17 protein-coding genes are annotated in these 24,294 nt (G+C 53.4%); 2 read left to right on the top strand and 15 right to left on the bottom strand.

The genetic code is table 11. From position 1 onward, the window contains the following. Positions 1-101: 101 nt before the first annotated feature. On the top strand, positions 102-1,259 hold the full coding sequence (locus ACSZO4_RS03640) for a hypothetical protein (RefSeq protein ID WP_437887487.1): 1,158 nt from the start codon (positions 102-104) through the stop codon (positions 1,257-1,259). Positions 1,260-1,612: 353 nt separating this feature from the next. Here the strand turns inward: ACSZO4_RS03640 and ACSZO4_RS03635 are convergent, their stop codons facing one another. The 4 genes from ACSZO4_RS03635 to guaB all read right to left on the bottom strand — a co-directional run bounded on the left by ACSZO4_RS03635 (position 1,613) and on the right by guaB (position 5,594). Continuing rightward, the gene (locus tag ACSZO4_RS03635) at positions 1,613-1,945 is read right to left on the bottom strand and encodes a type II toxin-antitoxin system RelE/ParE family toxin (protein WP_437887486.1); all 333 of its coding nucleotides are present in this window, start codon (positions 1,943-1,945) and stop codon (positions 1,613-1,615) included. 30 nt (positions 1,946-1,975) lie between these two features. After that, positions 1,976-2,209: a type II toxin-antitoxin system Phd/YefM family antitoxin gene (locus tag ACSZO4_RS03630; protein WP_437887485.1), complete on the bottom strand. Its 234-nt coding sequence runs from the start codon at positions 2,207-2,209 to the stop codon at positions 1,976-1,978. Between the two features lie 277 nt (positions 2,210-2,486). Next, entirely contained in the window at positions 2,487-4,064 is a 1,578-nt protein-coding gene (guaA, locus tag ACSZO4_RS03625) for a glutamine-hydrolyzing GMP synthase (protein WP_437887484.1), read from the bottom strand. Between the two features lie 63 nt (positions 4,065-4,127). Continuing rightward, complete coding sequence (guaB, locus tag ACSZO4_RS03620) at positions 4,128-5,594, bottom strand: IMP dehydrogenase (protein WP_437887483.1); 1,467 nt, start codon at positions 5,592-5,594, stop codon at positions 4,128-4,130. A gap of 161 nt (positions 5,595-5,755) precedes the next feature. Between guaB and xseA the strand changes: the two genes are divergently transcribed. Beyond that, positions 5,756-7,111, top strand: a complete 1,356-nt coding sequence (xseA, locus tag ACSZO4_RS03615; RefSeq protein WP_437887482.1) for an exodeoxyribonuclease VII large subunit — start codon at positions 5,756-5,758, stop codon at positions 7,109-7,111. A gap of 34 nt (positions 7,112-7,145) precedes the next feature. Here xseA and ACSZO4_RS03610 read toward each other — a convergent pair whose 3' ends face one another. The 11 genes from ACSZO4_RS03610 to ACSZO4_RS03560 all read right to left on the bottom strand — a co-directional run bounded on the left by ACSZO4_RS03610 (position 7,146) and on the right by ACSZO4_RS03560 (position 24,032). Further along, positions 7,146-7,361 (bottom strand): zinc ribbon domain-containing protein, encoded by a 216-nt coding sequence (locus tag ACSZO4_RS03610; protein WP_437887481.1) that lies wholly within the window; start codon positions 7,359-7,361, stop codon positions 7,146-7,148. Positions 7,362-7,413: 52 nt separating this feature from the next. Beyond that, positions 7,414-8,892, bottom strand: coding sequence for a ribosome biogenesis GTPase Der (gene der, locus ACSZO4_RS03605; RefSeq protein ID WP_437887480.1), 1,479 nt, complete (start codon positions 8,890-8,892; stop codon positions 7,414-7,416). 123 nt (positions 8,893-9,015) lie between these two features. Continuing rightward, positions 9,016-10,194 (bottom strand): outer membrane protein assembly factor BamB, encoded by a 1,179-nt coding sequence (gene bamB / locus ACSZO4_RS03600; protein ID WP_437887479.1) that lies wholly within the window; start codon positions 10,192-10,194, stop codon positions 9,016-9,018. A 10-nt stretch (positions 10,195-10,204) separates the two neighbouring features. Then, positions 10,205-10,825: a YfgM family protein gene (locus ACSZO4_RS03595; RefSeq protein WP_437887478.1), complete on the bottom strand. Its 621-nt coding sequence runs from the start codon at positions 10,823-10,825 to the stop codon at positions 10,205-10,207. A gap of 36 nt (positions 10,826-10,861) precedes the next feature. Then, positions 10,862-12,136, bottom strand: a complete 1,275-nt coding sequence (gene hisS, locus ACSZO4_RS03590; RefSeq protein ID WP_437887477.1) for a histidine--tRNA ligase — start codon at positions 12,134-12,136, stop codon at positions 10,862-10,864. Positions 12,137-12,229: 93 nt separating this feature from the next. Then, positions 12,230-13,348 (bottom strand): flavodoxin-dependent (E)-4-hydroxy-3-methylbut-2-enyl-diphosphate synthase, encoded by a 1,119-nt coding sequence (gene ispG / locus ACSZO4_RS03585; RefSeq protein ID WP_437887476.1) that lies wholly within the window; start codon positions 13,346-13,348, stop codon positions 12,230-12,232. 26 nt (positions 13,349-13,374) lie between these two features. Further along, positions 13,375-14,364, bottom strand: coding sequence for a cytoskeleton protein RodZ (rodZ, locus tag ACSZO4_RS03580; protein ID WP_437887475.1), 990 nt, complete (start codon positions 14,362-14,364; stop codon positions 13,375-13,377). Positions 14,365-14,654: 290 nt separating this feature from the next. Next, positions 14,655-15,821 (bottom strand): bifunctional tRNA (adenosine(37)-C2)-methyltransferase TrmG/ribosomal RNA large subunit methyltransferase RlmN, encoded by a 1,167-nt coding sequence (locus ACSZO4_RS03575; protein WP_437887474.1) that lies wholly within the window; start codon positions 15,819-15,821, stop codon positions 14,655-14,657. 187 nt (positions 15,822-16,008) lie between these two features. Continuing rightward, positions 16,009-16,440 (bottom strand): nucleoside-diphosphate kinase, encoded by a 432-nt coding sequence (ndk, locus tag ACSZO4_RS03570; RefSeq protein WP_437887473.1) that lies wholly within the window; start codon positions 16,438-16,440, stop codon positions 16,009-16,011. 283 nt (positions 16,441-16,723) lie between these two features. Continuing rightward, a complete protein-coding gene (gene pbpC, locus ACSZO4_RS03565) occupies positions 16,724-19,048 on the bottom strand; it encodes a peptidoglycan glycosyltransferase PbpC (protein WP_437887472.1) in 2,325 nt (774 codons plus the stop codon). Position 19,049: 1 nt separating this feature from the next. After that, positions 19,050-24,032 (bottom strand): alpha-2-macroglobulin family protein, encoded by a 4,983-nt coding sequence (locus tag ACSZO4_RS03560; RefSeq protein WP_437887471.1) that lies wholly within the window; start codon positions 24,030-24,032, stop codon positions 19,050-19,052. Between the last annotated feature and the right edge of the window lie 262 nt (positions 24,033-24,294).

Genomic DNA, 24,294 nt, shown 5'->3' with positions numbered 1-24,294 from the left:
GATCATACAGCTCAGCTAAGGTAAGGCTAATACAGATAAGGACTCCACTGAACCCCACCGATTAAATCGCACCTTCCCTAACTTGGTGGTATGATAAAGATATGTTTAATGTTCGAGAATCCTTGGTCAATCTCATTATTAAAGAATTTCCTTATTTTAAAGATTGCGACCCAGAAACATGTTCAAAAACGATAATAAAAACCCTGCAAGAAATATGCATTAATAGTGACATTTTCGATACAAATTCCGTATTTTTTTCAAAAAAAAGATCACTATTCGAATGCCGAATACTTCCTGTTACACAATACGCGAAAACTATTCTTTCAGCTATAGAGGAAAATATAAATATCTTAATTTGTAGAAGATGCACTATATATTTAGTACCAAGATTTCAAATAACCAGCTTCTATTTAATTGAAGATTCAATACATGCAATAGCTAAAGACGATAGAAAATATTGGAAGACATTAATTGACGAAGGTTTTTTATTTAATGGATGGACACCAGAAAATCCATTAATTAGTGGGAGACAAGATCGTGCATTTATGCCTCAAAACGAATTTACATGCCTATTGGTTTCAGAAGAAAATGGAACACAAGAAGGAACAAAACTTAGCAGTTCTTTAAAATTTAGAAAATTTATTTCTATCCTTTTCTCGAGCGCATCAAAAAGAGAAAAATATCCATATCATAAATCCATGGCTCAATCAGCAGATTTCTGTATCCAATTTCCTCACCGTGACAGCACAGATCAAAACATAACCAGAAGTGGTATTGGGTCATTAACTCCATTCTACGAATCTCAAATACCAATTGGCCCCGATGAAATAACAGAAATAAAAAATTGGTATAATCGATTATCAACTTGTAGCTTACAAAGCAAAGACAGAATTGAAAAATGTGCTCACTTTTTAAACCGAGGCATGAACTCAGATGATATTGAAGCATATATTAATTATTTTGTAGTATTGGACGCTTTATTTGGAAAAAGAGGGTCTGTTGAACAATCTATTCTATCCGGAGTTAAAGCATTAGGAATTGATCCTAAATTTTCAGAAAAATCTTCTTGGCTATTTGATCTTCGCAACGAATTAGTTCACGGCGGAAGTCGATATATAAAAGAATGGCCAAAATATCAGAGATATATTCAACACTTTCATTCCACACCATTTGATGATGTCAAAAATCTATCACAGCTTGCAATATTGAATGCACCATATACATTATTCACAATAAAAACCTTACCTGCAGCATATTAAAAATCCACCTTATAAATCTAACATAAAATAACATGACCACTTACATTACCAAAATTAGCAATATTATTTTCTGAAGGTCATAATTTTTATTATTATCATATCTTTAATAAAAAAGCCAGCCTCACTAGTAAAATAATTATCGCCATAACTAAATAATTGCATTTGATATTACTACATCTATTATTTACTGCCGTATACGTTGCTTAGCATACCTCCCCCGATATAATGTCGTTTTTAACGCCGTAAGAATGATAAGCTGAGGCTGTAAACTATTAATTACATATAAGTTACATCCAGCCATCTTAGACCCGCATCACTGCCAGACAATTGGCATTTGCAAACTGCTCGGGTTATCAGGCGATGATCAGACGCTTAAACAGCAGCTGCTGGATGTCCTGCCGATGTGCCAGGATTGCATGCGCGGTCACTAAGGTTCCGTCTACGGAATACAAAACCCGGTAGCCTTCAGCGTGATTAAACTCCCGGTACTTTGCACAGCCAATTTTCAGCAGTTCAGGGCAAATCTGGCATCCCAGAGGGAACTGACCAACGGTACTCTCAAACTGCGTGAGTATATCTGCGATAACCGGACGTGGCTCAACTTCAACACGACGCAAAAAAACCGCTATTGTGTCGATACAGTGTTTTACCGTAAGCGTGTACTCAAAGGTCACCTGCTGTTCCATAGAAGTCCCTTAGCGTTGAGTGCTCGACGTTTAATCCGCAAGGCCATCCAGCAGTTGGTCTTTTGAGAACACGCGCCCTTCAGCTTTATCTTTCTCTGACAGAGTAAGCAACTTCAGCAAGGCAATGGCATTTTCCCTTTCCTGCTGCTGTTCATAGGACTCTATGACATAAGCAGGCACACCATTTTGGGTGACCAGGATGGGTTCTGACAGATCAAGCGTTGCTGCGTTTTTTTTAACGTAGCTGATTGTCTCTATTTTCATGAGCGTCTACCTGATAGTCATGGGCTATGATTGGTTTTAATATAGACCTAATTTAGACCATCAACAATCCCCCATCTGATTACCTGCGTTTCGGAGATGAGTGGACATTAAAGGGCATGTTCAGTATGTCGGAAGATATCTAAATGTGAATGGTGCGGATTTCAGGGATGCTTACACTGCAACTGCCAGAAAGTGCCAGACACAAAAACAAAAAAACCCGCAGTTACGCGGGCTTAGAGGTACTTTACTGCTTTTACGTGCAGGCTGAGACGTTAAATCATTCCCACTCAATCGTCGCTGGCGGCTTACCGCTGATGTCATACACCACGCGGGAGATGCCATCGACTTCGTTGATGATGCGGTTGGAGACACGGCCGAGGAAATCGTACGGCAGTTGCGCCCAGTGCGCGGTCATAAAGTCGATGGTTTCAACAGCGCGCAGGGAGACAACCCAGTCGTACTTACGGCCATCGCCCATTACGCCAACGGAACGTACCGGCAGGAAGACGGTGAAGGCCTGGCTGACTTTGTTGTACAGGTCGGCTTTATGCAGCTCTTCGATGAAGATAGCATCGGCACGGCGCAGCAGGTCGCAGTACTCTTTCTTCACTTCGCCCAGCACGCGCACGCCGAGACCCGGACCCGGGAACGGGTGACGGTAGAGCATGTTGTACGGCAGGCCCAGCTCCAGACCGATTTTGCGCACTTCGTCTTTGAACAGCTCACGCAGCGGTTCAACCAGACCCATCTTCATCTCTTTCGGCAGGCCGCCCACGTTGTGGTGAGATTTGATAACGTGTGCTTTACCGGTGGCGGAAGCGGCAGATTCGATCACGTCAGGGTAAATCGTTCCCTGCGCCAGCCACTTCACGTCTTCCAGCTTCAGCGCTTCTTCGTCGAAGATCTCAACGAATACGCGACCGATGATTTTACGTTTGGCTTCCGGATCGTTTTCGCCTGCCAGTTCAGACAGGAAGCGGGATTCGCCTTCAACGTGGATGATGTTGAGACCGAAATGGTCGCCGAACATGTCCATTACCTGCTCTGCTTCGTTCAGACGCAGCAGGCCGTTATCGACGAAGACGCAGGTCAGGTTTTTACCGATAGCACGGTGCAGCAGCATTGCGGTAACGGAGGAGTCCACGCCGCCGGAGAGGCCGAGGATCACTTTGTCGTCGCCAACCTGCGCACGAATACGCTCAATGGCGTCATCGATAATTTTCGCCGGGGTCCACAGAGCTTCACACTGGCAGATATCGATAACGAAACGCTCCAGCATGCGCAGTCCCTGGCGGGTGTGCGTCACTTCCGGGTGGAACTGCACGCCGTAGAAGCGTTTCTCTTCATTAGCCATAATGGCGAACGGGCAGGTCTCGGTGCTGGCAACGGTCACGAAGTCAGACGGGATCGCCGTCACTTTGTCGCCATGGCTCATCCACACGTCCAGTAGTGCTTTACCGTCGGCGGTCAGGGCATCTTCGATACCACGCACCAGCGCGCTGTCGGTCTGAACTTCAACCTGCGCATAGCCAAACTCACGCTCGCTGGAGCCTTCAACATGGCCGCCAAGCTGCATTGCCATGGTCTGCATGCCGTAGCACACGCCAAATACCGGAACACCGGCTTCAAAGACGTATTGCGGCGCGCGCGGGCTGTTGTCTTCGGTGGTGCTTTCCGGGCCGCCGGACAGAATGATACCGCTTGGGTTGAATTCGCGGATCTGCGCTTCGGTGACATCCCATGCCCACAGTTCGCAGTAAACGCCGAGCTCACGCACACGGCGGGCCACTAATTGCGTGTACTGGGAGCCGAAATCCAGGATAAGAATGCGATGTTTATGAATGTTTTCCGTCATTGACGCTAATTCCGAGGCAAGTGAAACAAAATCGCCCGGCGTGTAGCCGGGCGTGGAAACGGATCAGGAGCCCATACGGTAGTTCGGGGATTCCTTGGTGATGGTCACATCGTGGACGTGGCTTTCCTGGATGCCCGCACCGCTGATACGTACAAATTCCGCCTGAGTACGCAGCAGGTCGATAGTACCACAGCCGGTCAGACCCATACAGGAACGCAGGCCGCCCATTTGCTGGTGAATGATCTCTTTCAGGTAGCCTTTATAGGCCACGCGGCCTTCGATACCTTCCGGCACCAGCTTGTCTGCGGCGTTATCGGTCTGGAAGTAACGGTCAGAAGAGCCTTTGGACATCGCGCCCAGGGAACCCATACCACGGTAGGATTTGTAAGAACGCCCCTGGAACAGTTCGATTTCACCCGGAGATTCTTCAGTACCTGCCAGCATGGAACCGACCATGACCGCAGCAGCGCCTGCCGCGATGGCTTTGGCGATGTCGCCTGAGAAGCGAATACCACCATCGGCGATAACCGGAATACCGGTGCCTTCCAGCGCTTCAACCGCGTCAGAAACGGCGGTGATCTGCGGAACACCCACGCCGGTAACAATACGGGTGGTACAGATAGAGCCAGGGCCGATACCTACTTTTACTGCGCTGCAACCGGCTTCTGCCAGCGCACGTGCGCCGGAACCGGTTGCGACGTTACCGCCGATGATTTGCAGGTCCGGGTATTTAGCGCGGGTTTCGCGAATACGTTGCAGAACGCCTTCGGAGTGACCGTGTGAGGAGTCGATCAGCAGCACGTCAACGCCTGCGGCAACCAGCGCGTCAACACGCTCTTCGTTACCGGCACCAGCGCCAACCGCCGCACCTACTCGCAGACGGCCATGCTCATCTTTACAGGCGTTCGGTTTACGTTCTGCTTTCTGGAAGTCTTTAACGGTGATCATGCCGCGCAGATGGAAGCTTTCATCCACAACCAGCGCTTTCTCAACACGTTTTTCATGCATCTTCGCGAAGACCACATCACGGGTTTCGCCTTCACGCACGGTTACCAGACGCTCTTTCGGCGTCATGTAAACACTTACCGGCTGGTTCAGGTCAGTCACGAAACGCACGTCACGGCCGGTAATGATACCCACCAGTTCGTTATCTTCAGTCACCACCGGGTAGCCAGCGAAACCGTTACGTTCGGTCAGTTCCTTCACTTCACGCAGGGTGGTGGTCGGCAGCACGGTCTGAGGATCGGTAACAATACCGGACTCATGTTTCTTCACGCGCTTAACTTCTTCAGCCTGGCGCTCGATAGACATGTTTTTGTGAATAAAGCCAATGCCGCCTTCCTGCGCCAGGGCGATAGCCAGGCGTGCTTCCGTGACAGTGTCCATAGCTGCGGAGAGCATAGGAATGTTCAGGCGAATGGATTTGGTAAGCTGAGTACTCAGATCGGCAGTATTCGGCAGAACGGTTGAGTGAGCGGGAACGAGGAGGACGTCGTCAAACGTCAGGGCTTCTTTAGCGATACGTAGCATGGGCAATATCTCTGACCTGGGGGTGGTTAAATATTGCCGTGGCATTATACAGAGCGTAACCGATTGCTTCCACATTTTTTTGCAAAAAATACTTGCGCTCATCTCCCTGCGGGTTACTATCGACTGAATAACCTGCTGATTTAGAATTTGATCCAGCTCACATGTCGCCTTCGCAAAGCCCCTCAATATTTACCGTAAGCCGCCTCAATCAAACGGTTCGTAGCCTGCTGGAACGCGAAATGGGTCAGGTATGGATAACCGGCGAAATTTCCAATTTCTCCCAGCCCTCCTCCGGCCACTGGTACTTCACCCTGAAAGATGACACCGCCCAGGTGCGCGGCGCCATGTTCCGTAACAGCAATCGTCGGGTGACGTTTCGCCCTCAGCACGGCCAACAGGTGCTGGTGCGCGCCTCCGTAACGCTGTATGACCCGCGTGGCGATTACCAGATTATCGTTGAGAGCATGCAGCCTGCGGGCGAAGGCTTATTGCAGCAAAAGTATGAGCAGCTCAAAGCTGCCCTTTCCGCTGAAGGCCTGTTTGATCAGCAGTTTAAGCAGCCTCTTCCCTCGCCTGCCAGCTGCATTGGCGTGATTACCTCAAAAACCGGCGCTGCCCTGCACGACATTCTGCACGTACTCAAACGCCGTGACCCGTCACTGCCGGTCGTTATCTACCCCACTCCGGTTCAGGGCGATGACGCACCAGGGCAAATCGTTCGCACCATTGAACTTGCCAACCTCCGTCAGGAGTGTGATGTATTGATCGTCGGGCGTGGCGGCGGTTCGCTGGAAGATTTATGGAGTTTTAACGACGAACGCGTTGCGCGGGCTATTTTTGCCAGCGCCATTCCGGTCGTCAGTGCCGTCGGCCATGAAACAGACGTCACCATTGCTGATTTTGTGGCTGATATTCGCGCGCCAACCCCCTCCGCTGCCGCCGAGATCGTCAGTCGCAACCAGGCCGAACTGGTGTGCCAGATCCAGTCAGCGCAACAGCGGCTGGAGATGGCAATGGACTTTTACCTGGCAAACCGTACGCGTCGCTTTACCCAGCTACACCATCGCTTGCAGCAACAGCACCCGCAGCTGCGACTGGCCCGCCAGCAAACCATTCTTGAACGTTTGCAGCAAAGAATGCGTAATGCGCTGGATAGCCAGTTCCGTCAGGCGTCCGTTCGCCAGCAGCGTTTAACTCAGCGGCTGAATACACAAAATCCGCAGCCAAAAATCCATCGTGCCCAGAGCCGTGTTCAGCAGCTTGAATTTCGTTTAGCCCAGGCTATTCAGTCGCGTATGAGCCAGACGCGCGAGCGCTTTGGAACAGCCATCACGCATCTTGAAGCCGTGAGCCCGCTGGCGACGCTCTCCCGTGGCTACAGTGTGACAACGGCCAGCGACGGGAAAGTACTGAAACAGACCGCCCAGGTGCATAAAGGCGACATGCTGACCACGCGGGTGAAGGATGGCTGGCTGGAAAGCGAAGTGAAAAATATTATTCCGGCGAAAAAAGCCTGAAAAAAATGCCGCATCTGAGTGCGGCATTTTTATTTCAGAGCGGTACAAACTCCACCCGTTTTTTTGAAATCAGTCCATGACCATGCTCGCAGAAGTAATCCACTGCGCCGCAGGCTTTGAGGATCTCAAGCGGCTGATGGCAATCAGGGCACAGCGCATTGAGCGGATAATCTTTATCGCAACCAAAGCAGTGCGCATGCGTGCCAACCAGTTCGAGCGGGTTATGGCAGGTTGGGCATTTAAGTTCCATACATATCCTCCCGAAGCATAACCCGGCAAGCTTCGCCGCCGGGTGTTATCGCTTACTTACTCTTTTTGATGTGCTTGATCAAACGCTTACGCTTACGCATCTGGTTCGGCGTGAGGGTGTTACGTTTGTTGGCAAACGGGTTCTCACCTTCCTTGAACTGGATACGTATTGGCGTACCCATTACGTCCAGCGATTTACGGAAGTAGTTCATCAGATAACGCTTGTAAGAATCTGGCAGATCTTTCACCTGGTTGCCGTGGATAACCACGATCGGCGGGTTGTAACCACCGGCATGGGCATATTTCAGCTTCACGCGACGACCGCGCACCAGCGGCGGCTGGTGATCTTCTTCGGCCATGCTCATGATACGGGTCAGCATCGCCGTGCTTACGCGACGGGTCGAGCTGTCGTAGGCTTCACGCACGGACTCAAACAGGTTGCCTACGCCGCTACCGTGCAGCGCAGAGATAAAGTGCACGCGGGCAAAATCAATAAAGCCCAGACGGAAGTCGAGGGTCTCTTTTACCTGCTCACGCACTTCGTTGCTCAGGCCATCCCACTTGTTGACCACAATCACCAGTGAGCGCCCACTATTGAGGATAAAGCCCAGCAGGGAGAGATCCTGATCGGAGATACCCTCACGCGCATCGATAACCAGCATCACGACGTTGGCGTCTTCAATCGCCTGCAACGTTTTGATAACCGAGAATTTTTCGACCGCTTCAGTAATCTTGCCACGCTTACGCACACCCGCAGTATCGATAAGCACGTATTCACGCTCATCACGCTGCATCGGGATATAGATGCTGTCGCGGGTGGTGCCCGGCATGTCGTACACCACTACACGATCTTCACCAAGAATACGGTTAGTTAGTGTGGACTTACCGACGTTAGGACGACCAACAATCGCCAGCTTGATCGGCAGATCCTGCGGATTGAAGGTATCTTCCTCTTCTTCAACTTCACCGCCATTCTGCTCGGCTTCAAACTGCGCCCAGTACTCAGCCTCTTCATCCACTTCTTCTTTCGGGTCGAGTTCATCCATCCACGGCAGCAGCACATGCTCCAGCAGACTCAGTACGCCACGGCCATGGGAAGCCGCAATCGGATGAATTTCCCCTAAGCCCAGTGAATAGAAATCGATAATCGCCTGATCGGGATCGAGGCCATCGGTTTTATTCGCCACCAGGAAAGTGGGTTTTTCGCGGGAACGCAGATGTTTAGCAATGGCTACATCGGCAGGCATCAGGCCCGCACGCGCATCCACCATAAACAGCACAACGTCAGCCTCTTCAATCGCCAGCAGCGATTGTGCCGCCATACGGGTTTCCACACCGTCTTCGGTGCCGTCAATACCGCCCGTGTCGATACAGATAAACTCACGACCTTCGACTTCTGCACGACCGTACTTACGGTCACGGGTCAGCCCCGGAAAATCCGCTACCAGCGCATCACGGGTGCGTGTTAAACGGTTAAAAAGCGTGGATTTTCCAACGTTAGGGCGCCCGACCAGCGCGACCACAGGTATCATGTTAAAGCCTCATTACTTTGAATTCAAAACCAGGAACGCCGCACAACAGGCGACGCTTTAAAAACAGTAAAACGGCCCCTGCAACAGGAGCCGTCTTCGGACGAGTGACTGACTACGCCTGAATTAGCGCGTAATAGCGTACAGTGTACCGTCTTTCGCCTGGATGAGCAGTTTGCCATCAGCAACAACAGGATCGGTCAGGAAACCGGAGCTGTCCACTTTTTGCTGTGCCACAAAATGCCCATCTTCAACGTTGATCCAGTGCATATAGCCTTCACTGTCACCGGTAACGATATAACCATTGTACAACACCGGCGACGTCAGGTTGCGGTGCAACAGATCGCTCTGTGTCCACAGGGTTACGCCGCCATCGGTGGTCAGCGCCAGCACTCGGTCATTCTGATCGATCATATAGATGCGGTTGCCATCAACAATGAAATCGCTCACTGAACCCAGTTCACGTTTCCACATCACCTGGCCGCTACGCAGATCCATCGCTGTCAGGTTGCCATTGTAAGCCAGCGCATAAACGACACCGTTGACGATTACCGGCGTGGTATCGACATCGCTCAGGCGATCGATTTCAGTCGGGCCAGTGGCCTGAGAAATACGTTGCTGCCAAATCAGCTGCCCCTGCTGCATCAGAACCGCGCTTACGCGACCGTTATCGCCACCGACAATGGCTGCGCCATAAGCCGTGGCCGGTGCAGATTCACCGCGCAGAGAGAGGGATGGCATATCAAGGTTAACGGTCCATTTGATAGCGCCCGTGCTCTCATCCAGCGCCTGCAACTGACCGTTGCTGGTGTGGATCAATACCAGACCGTCGCTGACGACCGGGCGGGACAAGGCTTCACCCGCAACGGTTGCCGTCCATGCCACCGCACCATCGCTGGTGTTGAGGGCATAAACTTTCGCTTTTTCGCTGCCCACATAGACATGCGCGCCTGCAACCGTCACCCCACCGGAGAGCAATGCCGGGCTGGTTGAGAACCAGCCGGATTTTTCCGCGAGGCTTACCGACCACACTTCTTTGCCATCGCTTTCGCTAACCGCTTTCACCGTGCCATGACGATCGGCGGCATATACCACCCCACTATCCAGCGCCGGGTGCAAATTGGAGTAGAACTCACCGATACCATTTCCTACCGAGGTGCTCCAGGCAGTGGTCGGGGTAAACTGGTTTTCAACCGTCGGCAGAGGAGACATTTTCACAACATCTTCTTCGCCGCTAAACAGGGAACAACCGCTCAATAAGGTGACGGACAGCAGCCCAGGCAGAAGTAATTTACGCAATTGCATCGGGTCCCTCTTAGATGGACAAATTATTGATTTTCATCTGCATCATTTCACTCAACGCCGGGGAAGCATTATTTTTAACGCCACTTTCCCACGCGGTGCGCGCACCTTGTTTGTCGCCTTTGCTCAGCAGCGCTTCGCCGCGCAGATCGGCAACAATCGCCGCCCAGCCTTCACCTTTCACGCTATCCAGCGTTTTCAGCGCCACATCCTGCTGCTTGAGCTGGACCTGGATACGGGCAAGACGAATATTAATCATACCTTTAAGATTTTCATCACTGGTGGCGGCAAGCCCTTGCTGCAACTGGGCAGCAGCTTTCTCCAGTTCATTACGATCAACAAACTGTTGCGCCAGTTCAAGTGATGCCAGCGCACCGTAGGTGTTTTTATTTTCCGCAGCAAACTTCTCGGCTGACGCCAGCGTTTCAGGTTTGTCTGCCTTTAAAGCAGAAACAACCCGTTCATACGTCGCAGAAGACGATTGCGCTGATTCGGTTTGATGACTCGTCCAGTAACGCCAGCCAACCAACGCCCCGACACCTAAAATAACCCCAACGGCCAGCGCTTTGCCATTCTCAGCAAAGAAGCGCTTAATTGCGTCTACCTGGTCGTTTTCGTTCTCGTAAATTTCCACGCAGTCCTTCTCCTTAACGATAATTCACCGGGGAGATTAGCCCAGTAGTGTGCGCAAATGCGCCGCAACGCTGTCCTGCGTTACCGTATTTTGCTCACCAGAGCGTAAATCCTTCACAACAACGTTGCCGTCGGCGATTTCAGATTCACCCAGCACCAGTGCAAGCTTAGCGCCCCACTTATCGGCACGGGCAAACTGCTTTTTAAAATTCCCACCGCCGTGGTTAGTCATCAGCTTAATACCAGGAAACGCATCGCGTACCTTTTCAGCCAGCTGCATTGCAGCAGACTGCGTATTCTCGCCTGACGCTACCAGGTATATATCGACAACAGATTCTGCTTTAAATTCCGGATTAACTGCCTGAACTAATAAAACAAGTCGCTCAAGGCCCATCGCGAAGCCAACAGCCGGGGTCGCGCGACCACCGAGTTGCTCCACAAGCCCGTCATAGCGGCCACCGGCACATACTGTTCCTTGTGAGCCAAGACTGCTGGTGACCCACTCAAAAACAGTACGGTTGTAATAATCGAGACCACGAACCAGACGCTGATTGACGGTATAGCTGATACCTGCCGCATCAAGGAAAGCACAGAGTCCGGCAAAGTGAGCTTTAGAATCCTCGTCCAGATAATCACCCAGCGCAGGCGCATCATTCAGCAATGCCTGAACGTCAGGGTTTTTGGAGTCCAGCACACGCAGCGGGTTGGTGTACATCCGGCGCTTGCAATCTTCATCCAGCTTATCCTGGTACTGCTCCAGGTAAGCCACCAGCGCTTCGCGGTATTTAGCACGGGCATCCAGCGAACCGATGGAATTCAGTTCAAGACGCACGTGGTCAAAAATACCCAGCTCGCGCCACCAGCGTGCGGTCAGCATGATAAGCTCAGCGTCAATGTCCGGGCCTTGCAGACCAAAGACTTCGGCACCCAACTGATGGAACTGGCGATAACGCCCTTTTTGCGGACGTTCGTGGCGGAACATCGGCCCGATGTACCACAAACGCTGTTCCTGATTGTACAGAAGACCATGCTCGATGCCGGCGCGTACACAGCCCGCAGTACCCTCAGGACGCAGCGTCAGGCTATCGCCATTGCGGTCTTCAAAGGTATACATCTCTTTCTCAACCACGTCGGTCACTTCACCGATTGCGCGTTTGAATAACGGGGTCTGCTCTACAATCGGCAAACGAATTTCACTGTAACCGTAGCTACCGAGCACGCTCTTCAGGCTGCCTTCAATGCGCTGCCAGATCGCGGTATCGGCAGGCAGATAATCGTTCATGCCGCGAATGGCTTGAATGTTTTTTGCCACGTTTATTCTCTTTATGAATGCAAAAAATAAACCCTCAAGGCGCCAGGCCTTGCGGGCTCATGATACACGGGAAGCCAACCGCTTCCCATCACGTTATTTTTCTACCAGATGGACATCAATACGCTTTGCTTCGTCCAGAATTGAGGCCTTGGCGCGAATGCGCGCTTCAAGCTGCGTAATCATATCATTGTTGTCCAGCCTGTCTTTACGCACGCCATCTTCGTAGAGGCCGCTTTTCTTGTTACCGCCGGTGACGCCAAGGGTGGAAACCAGTGCTTCACCCGGACCGTTCACCACGCAGCCAATGATCGACACGTCCATCGGGGTAATAATATCTTCCAGTCGCTGCTCAAGTGCATTGACGGTGCCGATGACGTCGAACTCCTGACGGGAGCAGGTTGGGCAGGCGATAAAGTTGATACCGCGCGCACGAATACGCAGCGATTTCAGGATATCAAAGCCCACTTTGATCTCTTCGACCGGATCGGCCGCCAGAGAAATACGCAGGGTGTCGCCGATGCCTTCAGACAGCAACAATCCCAGACCAATCGCCGATTTCACCGCACCCGCACGCGCTCCACCGGCTTCAGTGATCCCCAGATGCAGGGGTTGATCGATCTGTTTTGCCAGCAGACGGTAAGATTCAACGGCAAGGAAAACATCGGAGGCTTTGACGCTGACTTTGAATTGATCGAAGTTCAGACGATCCAGATGATCAACATGACGCATCGCTGATTCCAGCAAGGCCTGCGGCGTAGGCTCGCCGTATTTTTCCTGCAGATCTTTTTCCAGAGAACCTGCGTTGACACCGATACGGATAGGGATATTTCTGTCGCGCGCGCAATCAACAACTGAACGAATACGCTCTTCATTGCCAATGTTGCCCGGGTTAATGCGCAAACAGTCAACGCCGTATTCGGCCACCTTAAGCGCAATGCGATAGTCGAAGTGAATGTCCGCCACGAGCGGAACACTCACCTGCTGTTTGATCAATTTAAAGGCTTCAGCCGCATCCATCGTAGGGACGGAGACGCGAACAATATCCGCGCCAACGCGCTCAAGCGCTTTGATTTGGTTAACTGTCGCTTCTACATCTGTGGTACGGGTGTTCGTCATCGACTGCACGGCAATAGGGGCGCCATCGCCAATCGGCACATTACCAACGTAGATCCGTTTCGATTTCCGACGTTGAATCGGAGCCTGGTTATGCATGAAAAATCTCCCGCGTTGCCCGTCTGTTACTGTACGACTGATTGTTCGGCATTGAGGGTCAAACGTGCAACCTGGTTAGTTCTGATAAAGCGGCTCAGATCGACAGGTTTTCCCTGATACTGAATCTGAACGGCAGCAGGTGCGCCAATTTTAAGTTTGTACGGTGCCTGGCCGTTTAAATTCAGAGTCGCATCTTTACGCTGGGTGCCGCTGAAGAGCTTTTTACCCGTTGAGTCAGCCACTTCCAGCCAGCAGTCATCAGTAAAATGCATCACCAGTGTCGCGCTGTCAGCCGATGGCGCTGCAACATCAGCCTGGCTGGTCGGCAGTGCGGTATTATTTGCAGTGGTTGAAGGTTGAGCTTCAGCGTTCTGGGGAACGGGAGCCTGAGATGGCGAAACCACCAGGTTGTTATTCACCGTTGACGCTGGCGCTGAAGAAGGCGTTGTCGGCGCTGGCGCTTCAATCGGCGTCGAGGCGCTGTCCTGAACTTCGGCTGGCGCTGTCGCTGTGTCATTGTTCAGCGGCACATTCTGCCCTTCACCGCTGGCGTTCAGCTCGGCTGAAGACTGATCGGCCATGGTGCTGATCTCTTCCTGCTGAGCCTTGTGATTCTGCCACCACCATGCACCCGTCAGGCCAATCACCACAAACAGTACCAGCCAGGTAAAACTCATTAACCAGCCATCGCGCTTTTTGCGGCGCTTACCCAACGCATATGTCTGCATCGGGGCCACTTTCGCCGCCCGGACTGGCGCCTGCTTCTCAATCATCGGCAGCAGTTCTTCTTCCGGGATATGCACCAGACGTGCATAGGAGCGGATGTAACCACGCAGGAATGTTGAAGCCAGATCGGCAGGTGCCTTATCGTCTTCAATATCGCGAACCGTGGAGACTTTCAGACACAGGCGCTCGGCAACCACCTGTTGGCTGAGTCCTAGTTGTTCACGGGCGTTGCGCAGACGAACGCCTGTGGTTTGTGCTTCATGTTGTTCGTTAGTGGCTTCAGTATTCATTCGCTACAACTGCTGGTACGTGTTTTAAGGTTCATGCGCGTGTTCGGCCATTGCCTGGCGCGCCGCGAAAAATCTGGGTCAAAAAAACTTAGACCGACAGTATAAGACTGTCAGGCCAGTCATGACAGAACAGCTTTCAGCCCATTTGCTAAGCCGTTGTTCCATCATTACATACTGCCTTAAAGTCAGGAGAAACGCACCGTAATTATTGACCACACAAGTCGTTGCCGGCGATTTATTCAGCATAATTATGCGCCGCGGTCATTTACTCTCCCGCGACGCATAAATGATTAGATTGCTTTCACCGCAATCGCCTCGCCCTGCATACGTTTACGGATACTGCGCTTCGTTCTGTCAATTACATCACCCGCTAACTGGCCGCAGGCGGCATCAATATCATCACCACGGGTTTTACGCACGATGGTGGTAAAACCGTACTCCATCAGAACCTTGGAGAAACGATCGATACGGCTGTTGGAGCTACGACCATAAGGCGCGCCCGGGAAGGGGTTCCATGGGATCAGGTTGATCTTACATGGCGTATCTTTCAGCAGCTCGGCCAACTGATGAGCGTGCTCTGTACCATCGTTAATGTGATCGAGCATGACATACTCAATGGTGACACGGCCCTGATTCGCATTGGATTTCTCCAGGTAACGGCGAACAGCATCCAGGAACATGGCGATATTGTACTTTTTATTGACCGGCACAATTTCGTCACGGATCTCATCGTTCGGCGCATGCAGAGAAATCGCCAGCGCCACGTCGATCATGTCGCCAAGTTTATCCAGCGCAGGCACCACGCCGGAGGTAGAAAGTGTTACACGACGTTTAGACAGACCAAAGCCAAAATCATCCAGCATGATCTCCATCGCGGGGACGACGTTAGTCAGGTTGAGCAGCGGCTCCCCCATCCCCATCATCACCACGTTGGTGATGGGACGTTGACCGGTCACTTTTGCCGCGCCAATGATTTTCGCCGCACGCCAGACCTGGCCAATAATTTCTGACACTTTCAGGTTACGGTTAAAGCCCTGCTGTGCCGTTGAGCAGAATTTACATTCCAGCGCACAGCCGACCTGCGAGGAGACGCACAATGTGGCGCGATCGTCCTCAGGGATATAGACCGTTTCAACGCGCTGATCGCCAACGGCAATCGCCCATTTGATGGTGCCATCAGATGAACGCTGCTCTTCCACGACTTCCGGTGCGCGGATCTCCGCCACTTCCTTGAGCTTATTGCGCAGCACTTTGTTGATATCAGTCATATCATCAAAGTCGTCGCTGCAATAATGGTACATCCACTTCATCACCTGATCGGCGCGGAAGGGTTTTTCGCCTAAATTTTTGAAAAACTCGCGCATCTGCTGACGGTTCAAATCCAGCAAGTTGATTTTTGCATCTTTATTGGGTGTCGTCAGTGCGACATTTTCAGGCGTGACAATCTGTTCAGACATATTTGTATTCCGGCCTCGTTGTTACACGTTATGGCCCCTGGAGGGTGATTGAAAAAAGAAGCGCCCCGGTAAAGCATCAGCTTCTGTCGGGGCGCTGCATTGTACAAATTCTGCGGTCCGGATACCACGATTGCACGCGGCATTGACGAAATAAAAGTGTAAATGTCTTTACACTTTGCTCAGCAGATTAACGCGTACGCGGGCAAACTTCGCCTTCGGCGAAGAAGTAAGCGATTTCGCGCGCGGCGGATTCAACGGAATCAGAACCATGGGTGCCGTTTTCGGTGAAGCTATCAGCATAGTCGGCACGCAGCGTACCCGCCAGTGCGTTCGCCGGGTTAGTCGCGCCCAGCAGGTCGCGATGACGCTGTACTGCATTTTCGCTTTCCAGCACTGAGACCACAATCGGGCCGGAAGTCATAAACGCGACCAGGCCGTCAAAGAAAGGTTTGCCATCGTGCTCAGCGTAGAAACCCTGCGCCTGCTCAACGCTCAGGTGCAGCATTTTAGTACCAACAATTTTAAAACCCGCGGCTTCAAAACGCGCAAAGATGCTACCGATAACGTTTTTTGCGACTGCATTCGGCTTGATGATAGAGAAAGTACGTTCAATAGCCATGTTAACCCCTGTAAGTTGTTCTGTTGTCGTACATATACCCGTCATACTTCACGTTGCCTGTGCGTTGGCTTTCCTCACTCATCCCAGTCACTTACTCCAGTAAGCTCCTGGGATTCGCTGCGTTGCCGCCTTCATGCAACGCGAATTATTTAGGGTATGTACACGTATGACCTGGCGCGGATTATAATGAGCGATACGGCTATTGCCTATGGATATAGGTAACATTTTTGTAAAATAAGACGAGCTTTAGCAACATCATCCATTAAGCCATTTAATCTGCACATTATTGCATCGCAAACTGCACCGCCTGTACCTGTCCGGCGTCGTCCATAACCAATAATTGATATTCACCAGACTTATCAAGTTTAAGACTTAACAGCGACGAATGGGAAGCGAAGGGCTCGCCGTTTAAAAACCACCAGCGCTGCCCCTCTCCTCCCGTTGCCAGAACCGGTAATGTGGCAACCGCCTGCCCCGGCAGACGTTTAATCACCGCCCCTTCCCGTACACCTGACAACAAAAGCGGCGGCGGCGCATTCTCATCCTGCGGGGGACAAAGCGTTGAACCTGGCGGCAGCCGGGCTGCGCGTTTCTCCGCCTCCGGCAGCCAGGGTTCGACAGGCAGCGGCCAGACAATCAACGTTTTCTGCTTTGCATCCGGGCAATCAGCCGCCACGCGCTGTCCCCCGGCATTGAGCCAGACTGGAAAACGTATGCCCTTCACGCCTTCCTGTTCCGGTATCAGCAACGTGGGGGGCTGGCTGCCGTCAAGTAGCCAGGTGGAGAGCCGACGACGACAATTACTGTCACCATCAGGCAGGCTCTGACCGCCCGGCCAGCAGATAACCCCACGGCTCACCGATTCTGGCCGCGGATCTTCAGGCCACTTAGCCTGCTCCAGCGCCGAGTGCGGTTGCAGCAGGTTATTGACCTGATTCAATACCGGCACCGCACTGGCAAAACCAAACTGACCGGCAACGGGAGTGCCATCCGGCCTGCCTGTCCATACGGCCATCACGTAACGCCCATTAAGCCCAACCGCCCAGGCATCCCGGTAACCGTAGCTGGTTCCGGTTTTCCATGCCAGCGGCACCACCCGGGGTAAGGCGTTATCCGGTAACGGCTGGGCCTCATTGGCCAGAATACGGCGAATAATCCATGCGGCTCCAGGCGACATTAAGGGTCGTTCGATAAGTGGATCGTCAGGCTGTAAACGCAGTTTCCCGGCCTTACCCTGGCGGGCAAACGCGCTGTAAGCCGCGGTGATATCAGAAAGGCGCGCTCCCGCCCCACCGAGGATCAGCGACAAATTGGGATCTGCTCCCTGAGGCAGGGTTAGCGGCAGGCCTGCGTTACGCAGCATACCGGCAAACTTTTTCGGCCCATAGGCTTCCAGCACCTGAACGGCGGGCAGGTTAAGGGAACGAACCAGCGCCTCGCTCATGCTTACCGGGCCATGAAAACCGCTGTCAAAGTTTGCAGGCCGGTAATCCCCTGTACGCCGGGGAACGTCCTGTAACAGCGATGCCGGGTGGATCAGTCCCTCATCCATGGCGAGACCATAAATAAAAGGCTTGAGTACCGATCCTGGCGAGCGAACAGCGGTGACCATATCCACATGACCGAAGCGGTTGTCATCAGAAATATCCAGCGATCCCACCCAGCCGCGCACTTTCATGTCGGTATGATCAACAACGATAATCGCCAGTGAACTGCGCTGGGGTAACTGCGATTTCAGGTTCATCGCCAGCGCTTCCAGTTGACGCTGCAGGCTGGCATCCAGAGTGGTGGTAATTTTCAGCTCCGGGCTCTGGCTCAGCATCATGCGGGAGAAGAGCGGAGCCAGTTGCGGCATTTGCCGTGGCGCCAGCCAGACGGGCTCTTCGCGGGATTCAGCCACCTGCGTCTGGCTCCACACGCCCTGGCTGACCATCCGATCGAGCACCTTATCCCGTGCGGCCTGCGCGCGCGTTGACCAGCGATCGGGGCGCAGGCGGCTGGGAGCCTGAGGCAGCACCGCCAGCAGCGCCGCTTCGGCGTAGCTCAGCTGGGCCGGGGATTTACCCAGATAGACCCAACTCGCGGCGCCAACCCCCTGCAAAGTGCCGCCAAAGGGTGCGCGATTCAGATAGAGCGTCAGGATCTCACGCTTGGAGAGATGCCATTCGAGCTGAAAAGCCCGCCACAACTGGCGAATCTTACCGCCAAAGGTACGCGGATGCGGCTCAAGCAGGCGTGCCACCTGCATGGTTAAGGTGCTGCCCCCGGAGATAATCCTTCCTGCGCGTAAGTCCTGCCAGGCCGCACGCGCAATCGACAGCGGGTTCACCCCCGGATGTTTCCAGAACCAACGATCTTCGTACTGAATAAGGGCTTCCAGATAACGAGGCGACACTTCTTCGATAGAGACCGGATAGCGCCAGATACCTTCATCATCAGCAAACCGCCAGAGCGGCGTGCCATCTTCAGAGACGACCACCCGCGCCGGATTAACCTCGTTGAGCGGCAACGGCCAGGCTCTGTCCGCCAGACAGACGCCCAGCCACAGAAAAAATGGCGCTGCCGCCAGCCATAGCCAGCGGGAGCGCCAGAGACGCGGTTTCCTCATTTTACGGGCGAACAATTACCGGACCATTCGCCGCGCCCAAAGCCCGCCACTGGGGAACATACATCGATTCCACCTGCGGCATCGGCAGCTGATAGGTGCCTGGCGTGACCGCTCGCGCCAGATAAATCAGGGTAACTGGTTGCCCCTCGTTGACCACCACGGCGGCGACAAAGCGGTCATCCCGGAACTCCATATGCTGAATGTCGGCCTGCTGCATGCGATTGACCAGCTCCTGTACTTCACTGGCGCTGTCAGTGAGGCTGGCGCTGGAGCTTGCCAGATTCTGGTTTTCCAGTTCCAGCCCGGCAGGCAGCAGATCCACGACCAGCGCATCCGGCACATTCTGTGTGGCGCTGACTTCCAGCCACACCAGCACCAGTTCGCCGCTATTCAGGGCATCCAGCGCTTTCGTGTGGCCGTCGGTGTCCATAATATGACGCCTGATGTTCAACACGTTACTGGCTGGAGCCGGGGCATTATCCGGATAACCGGTGCTGTCCAGACGCAGCCACAGCGGATTTTCACCGCTGTTGGTCACCTGCAGGGCAGCAATTTGATCGCCATTTAACCCATGCGTTTGCGCTTTATCTCCGGCAAGTGCTTCTGCATTGAGCGTGGTCTGCGCCCGCCAGTTGCCCGTTAAGTTCTGCACATGACGCCCGGCCAGGAACAGAGCATTCGTTTCCTGCGTGGAGAGCCAGCGCTGCCCGTAGACCTGCTCCGACAGGGTGATTAACAGATTGTTTTGCGCATCCGGCAACAGGTTATTTTCCTCAAGCAGTGCCAGCATCAGGGCGTTATCACGCAATTCGCTACCATAATCTCCCATCCAGCGTTGAGATGACGCGCGTTTGGTGAGCAGCGCCTGGGCCATGGCCTGTTCGCTGCGCGGCGCATCGCCCATTAACTTAAGGGCCACGCCCAGCTGCAGTAACGGCAGCCCGGATTTCGCCTGGCTATTACGCTGCCAGAGTTCACGCAGCGCGCCTAATGGCGCTTTTTGCTGACGCGCCAGCACCAGCGCGGCATAGCTTTGGGTGGCAAATCGGGTCGCCGCGATATCATCGCTGTAACGTACCGCTATTGCCGCCGGATCCTGCAGGTAGCGCAGTAAACGGTTGCTGGCATTGTTCAGCGCCTCAACCGGCACGCTGTAGCCCTGTTCACTGGCGCGTAGCAGGAAATCGGTCACATAGGCGGTTAACCAGTACTCCTCGGGACCGCTTTTATCCCATAAGGCGAAACCGCCATCATCGCGCTGCATTTGCAGCAGTCTTGAGATGCCGACATCCACCGCTGCCCGCCGTTGTTCATCGCTGTCGCCTTTGATACCCAGCGCCCTGAGCTGAGCGGCGTTGGTGTACAGAGAAGGGAACAGACCGCTGGCCGTTTGTTCCAGGCAACCATAGGGGTATGCCCTGAGCTCCTGGATATACCGGGCAATATTCAGCGAAGGACGACCGCTAAGCAGCAGTTGCCCCTGTAAGGTGGCGGGCGAGATATGTAAAAGATGCTGCTCATGCACATGCCAGACTTCACCGGGCGAGAGCATCTGATTGCTGCTGATGACCTGCGCAGGCCAGGCCGGACGGACGCCGATTTTCCATTGCTTATGCTGTGGCGCGAAAGTCTCGCCAGGTAGCGTCAGACCCGAAATATCAACGCTGATTTCCCCGTCGCCATAGCCCTCCCCGGCGCGCACCGGGATAAACAGCGTGGTCCTGACTCCCGGCTCAATCGACAAGGGTTTGGGCTGCTCGCTTTGCAGCGAAAGCAGCCCGCTGGCTGCAACGGCCACCTGTAAATGTTGCGGTTGATCGGTCAGGTTAGTGATATCCATAGTCAGGCGTGAAGTGTCGCCGCCAGCGAGGAAGCGCGGCATATTCAGCTCAGCGATAACAGGTGCTGCGACCACCACTTTGCTTTCACTACTGCCGAAATCTTCCGTGGTCCAGGCCTGCGCCATCACCCGCAGTTCACCGTTGAAATCCCCCACGGGCAGCGTGACGGTTCCTTCACCATTTTCATCAAGGGTAACGGGTTGCGCCTGCTGGGCCACAATGGTGACGTGATTCACCGGCGGTTTACCGCCACGATTGAGTTCGTCGCCGTCGCCGCCAAAGCGCAATACGCCAGGCCGTCCTTGCCCTTCAATCACCTGGCCGTAAATATCATAGATATCCGCGCCATAGCGTTTCTGGCCGAAAAAGCCCTTCCACGGATCCGGCGTGACATAATCGGTGATATTGAGCACCCCGCTGTCGACGGCAGAAATCAGCACATTAACCTGCTTCGGCGCCTTACCCTCTTTCAGGCTGGCTTTGACCTTGACGACCAGTGGCTGATTCGGACGCATTTTCTGCGGGGTTTCAAGCGCAATATCGAGGCGACGATTTTCGTCCGCCATCGGTAAATGCAGCAGTCCAACCGCACGCTTTGGCGTGGCTGATTTTGATTTATCCCCAGGCCGCACCACCAGGGTGCTCAGGTAAAGATCGTGACGACGCCATTGCCGATCGACGGGGATCGCAATATCAAGTCCACCTTCAGGAACATCAATTTCTTGCCACCATAACGGCCCTTCGCTGGACTCAATCATGGCGTAGCCTTTACCTGCCGCGGGTGCCGTCAGATGCAGATTAATGGTGTCGCCAGGCTGATAAGCGGGCTTATCGAGTTTCATGGTTACGCGATCCGGGCGGACAGCCCCTGCACCATCGCTGTTATCCTGCCAGCTATACCCGGCCCAGAAACGCACGCTACTGACACTACCGTCCGCTGCTTTCACTTCCAGACGATATGAACCCCAATCCACCGGGAAACTTACTTTACCGGTTTCCCCGGCGTCCAGATCGAGGGATTGCTCCGCTTCAACCAGATCCTTTTGATCGAACTGCGACTGCCAGCCCTCGCCCTCAGACCAGTTCCAGTAGTAGTCGCGGCGCTCGCGAATAAGGCGCACCTGAAGGCCGGTTACCGCTTTTTTCTCCCCGTCCGCAGAGGCATAAACAATATCAAACCCGGCGAGGCTGTTTTCATCGACAATCGGCTGGTTGACCGTGGTGTCAGTGCGATAGTCATAAACCGCTTTCGCGGCAAACTGCGGACGAATGCCCGGCAGCGAAGACGCAGGCCACAGCGGTTGTTCCGCGCGCCGCGTGACAGGACGACCGCCTGACTCAAGCAAGCTGGCCTGTAAAATGACCTGTAGCGGTGAGTGCAACTCTTTCCACTGGCTGGTCGTACTCACCTGACCATAGCCTTTTTCATCCAGTTTGATCTGCACTTCGTCCAGGCTACGGCTCTGGTTCTCTTCGGCAATATCGCCAAACTGAAAGCCCGGTAGCGCTTTCACCGCCTCGCGCAGCGGGCGTAAAAAGAGCTGTCCTTGCAGGCTGTTACCGTCGGCAGGGGCACCGTACAGATAGTACCCTGTCACCTCAAAGTTGATGTTGTCCGCCAGCGAAAGCGGCACCTGTTGCGCGGTGATATTTAACCCCATGCGTTCCGGCATAAAGTCTTCGACCTGGAAAGACCAGCGACGTAACAGGTTATCCCCGGTATTGGCGCGGATCGCCCAGGTGCCGGTTTGCGCACTGGCATCCAGCGCCCAGTTAAAGCGGTAGAGGCCGTTTTCAGGCTGGCTGACCACCGTACGCACCACCTGACCGTCAGGTTTCACTACCTCCAGTTTAACGGGCTGATCGGCGAGTGGCTTGCCGTCAGCATCACGCAGCAGACCATTGAGGATCACCGTTTCGCCAGGCCGGTACAGATCACGGGGGCCAAACATAAAGAATTGCTTGCTGTAACCCGGTTCCCCGGCGATAGAGAACTCAGCCAGATCCAGCGCCGGGAGCCGGAGATCCAGCAGCGTCGTTTCCCCTTCTTTACGCGCCAGCAACAACACGGCCTCTTTGTCAGTACTCAGCGTGGTATGACCCTGGGCGTCGCTGGTGCCCTGCGCCAGCGTCTGACCTTTATCATTAAGCAGGACAATCTCGTTGCCTGAAAGCGCGCCACCGTTCTCCAGGCTCTGGGTGAAGATATCCAGGCGGTTATGATAGCGATGAACCGAGACGCCGATGTTGCTAAGAGTAAACAGCGTGGCGGCATTGCTGTAGTTGTAATGCCCGGCCTGATTCATCACCGCGACGTAAACGCCTGCCTGCTGCAATGGCTTGATCTCTTTGAGCGGCAACAGCAGTTTTTCCCGGGTGTTACGTGCCGGGTTGAGGTCAAAGCGCCCGGTGTACACCAGGTCGACCATCTTCAGTAAATTCTCGGATTCCCAGTTGGTCAGTGAATTACGGTACTCCCACTGGCTGACAAAAGCGGCAAGGGATTCCGGCTTCACCCGGTAAAAATTGACGTCGATATTGTCCACGTTCAGCGCCATAACGGGCAGCCCTTCCACCACCTTGCCAGGCAGCAGCGAACCACGACTGGCGAAACCGACGGTCGGCTGAATATCGCGGGTAGTCAGTGTTTTTTCATAACTGGCGCCAAAGGTCGCCTTGTTGATAGCCTGCAAGCCGCTATCCACCGAAACCAGCAGTTCCCGGTTCGGCTCCAGGTGGCGCAAACGCAGCTCTTTCAGACTGGAGGACAGCTCCCAGGCACCATCAACTTTGCCTTTTTTCTTGTCCACGACGTGGACTGTCTCAGCAAAATTTTGTTCAGGATTAAGGGGAACAGAGAAGGTCAACGTCAGCGCCGCAGCGCCATCAAGCTGGACTTCCGACATATCGACCAGCGTAAGCGGCTTGCCTTCGCTACTTGCAGCCAGTTGCCTGCGTTTTTCCGCATCGACAGTGACGGCCTGCGGTTTTTCCGCTGTCTGTTGCACCGTCGTTTCGGCGGCGGTGGCGGTGGATGCAGGGGCTGACGGCGCATCCTGCGGTTTATCATTGTTATCACAACCTGCGACAATAAATGTCATCAGGAGCGTTATGGCTATTACCGCTGAATGTAACCTTGTCATCCTTTATCCCTGGCCCTGCAAGCCTGTTAAGTAAATATCCGTAAGTATTATGCGTGACTTTGCCAATTACAAACAGCACCCCAATTCTGGAAAACAGATCCTGACAGTCGTCAGTGTTACCGGGATCACAGGGTCTAAGGTTACATGTTACCTTTAAAGTCATTTGTTTTTAAAACAATAAGATAGATGGATTATCACGGTTCTCAACTGCTAACGTTACCTATACTTTGCAGTCTGTTGCACGGTTCATATAAGAGAGAAC

It is taken from the genome of Phytobacter sp. V91 (assembly GCF_965644225.1).
Lineage (GTDB): Bacteria > Pseudomonadota > Gammaproteobacteria > Enterobacterales > Enterobacteriaceae > CBFFRJ01.
This window is presented reverse-complemented; position numbering and strand designations above follow the sequence as displayed.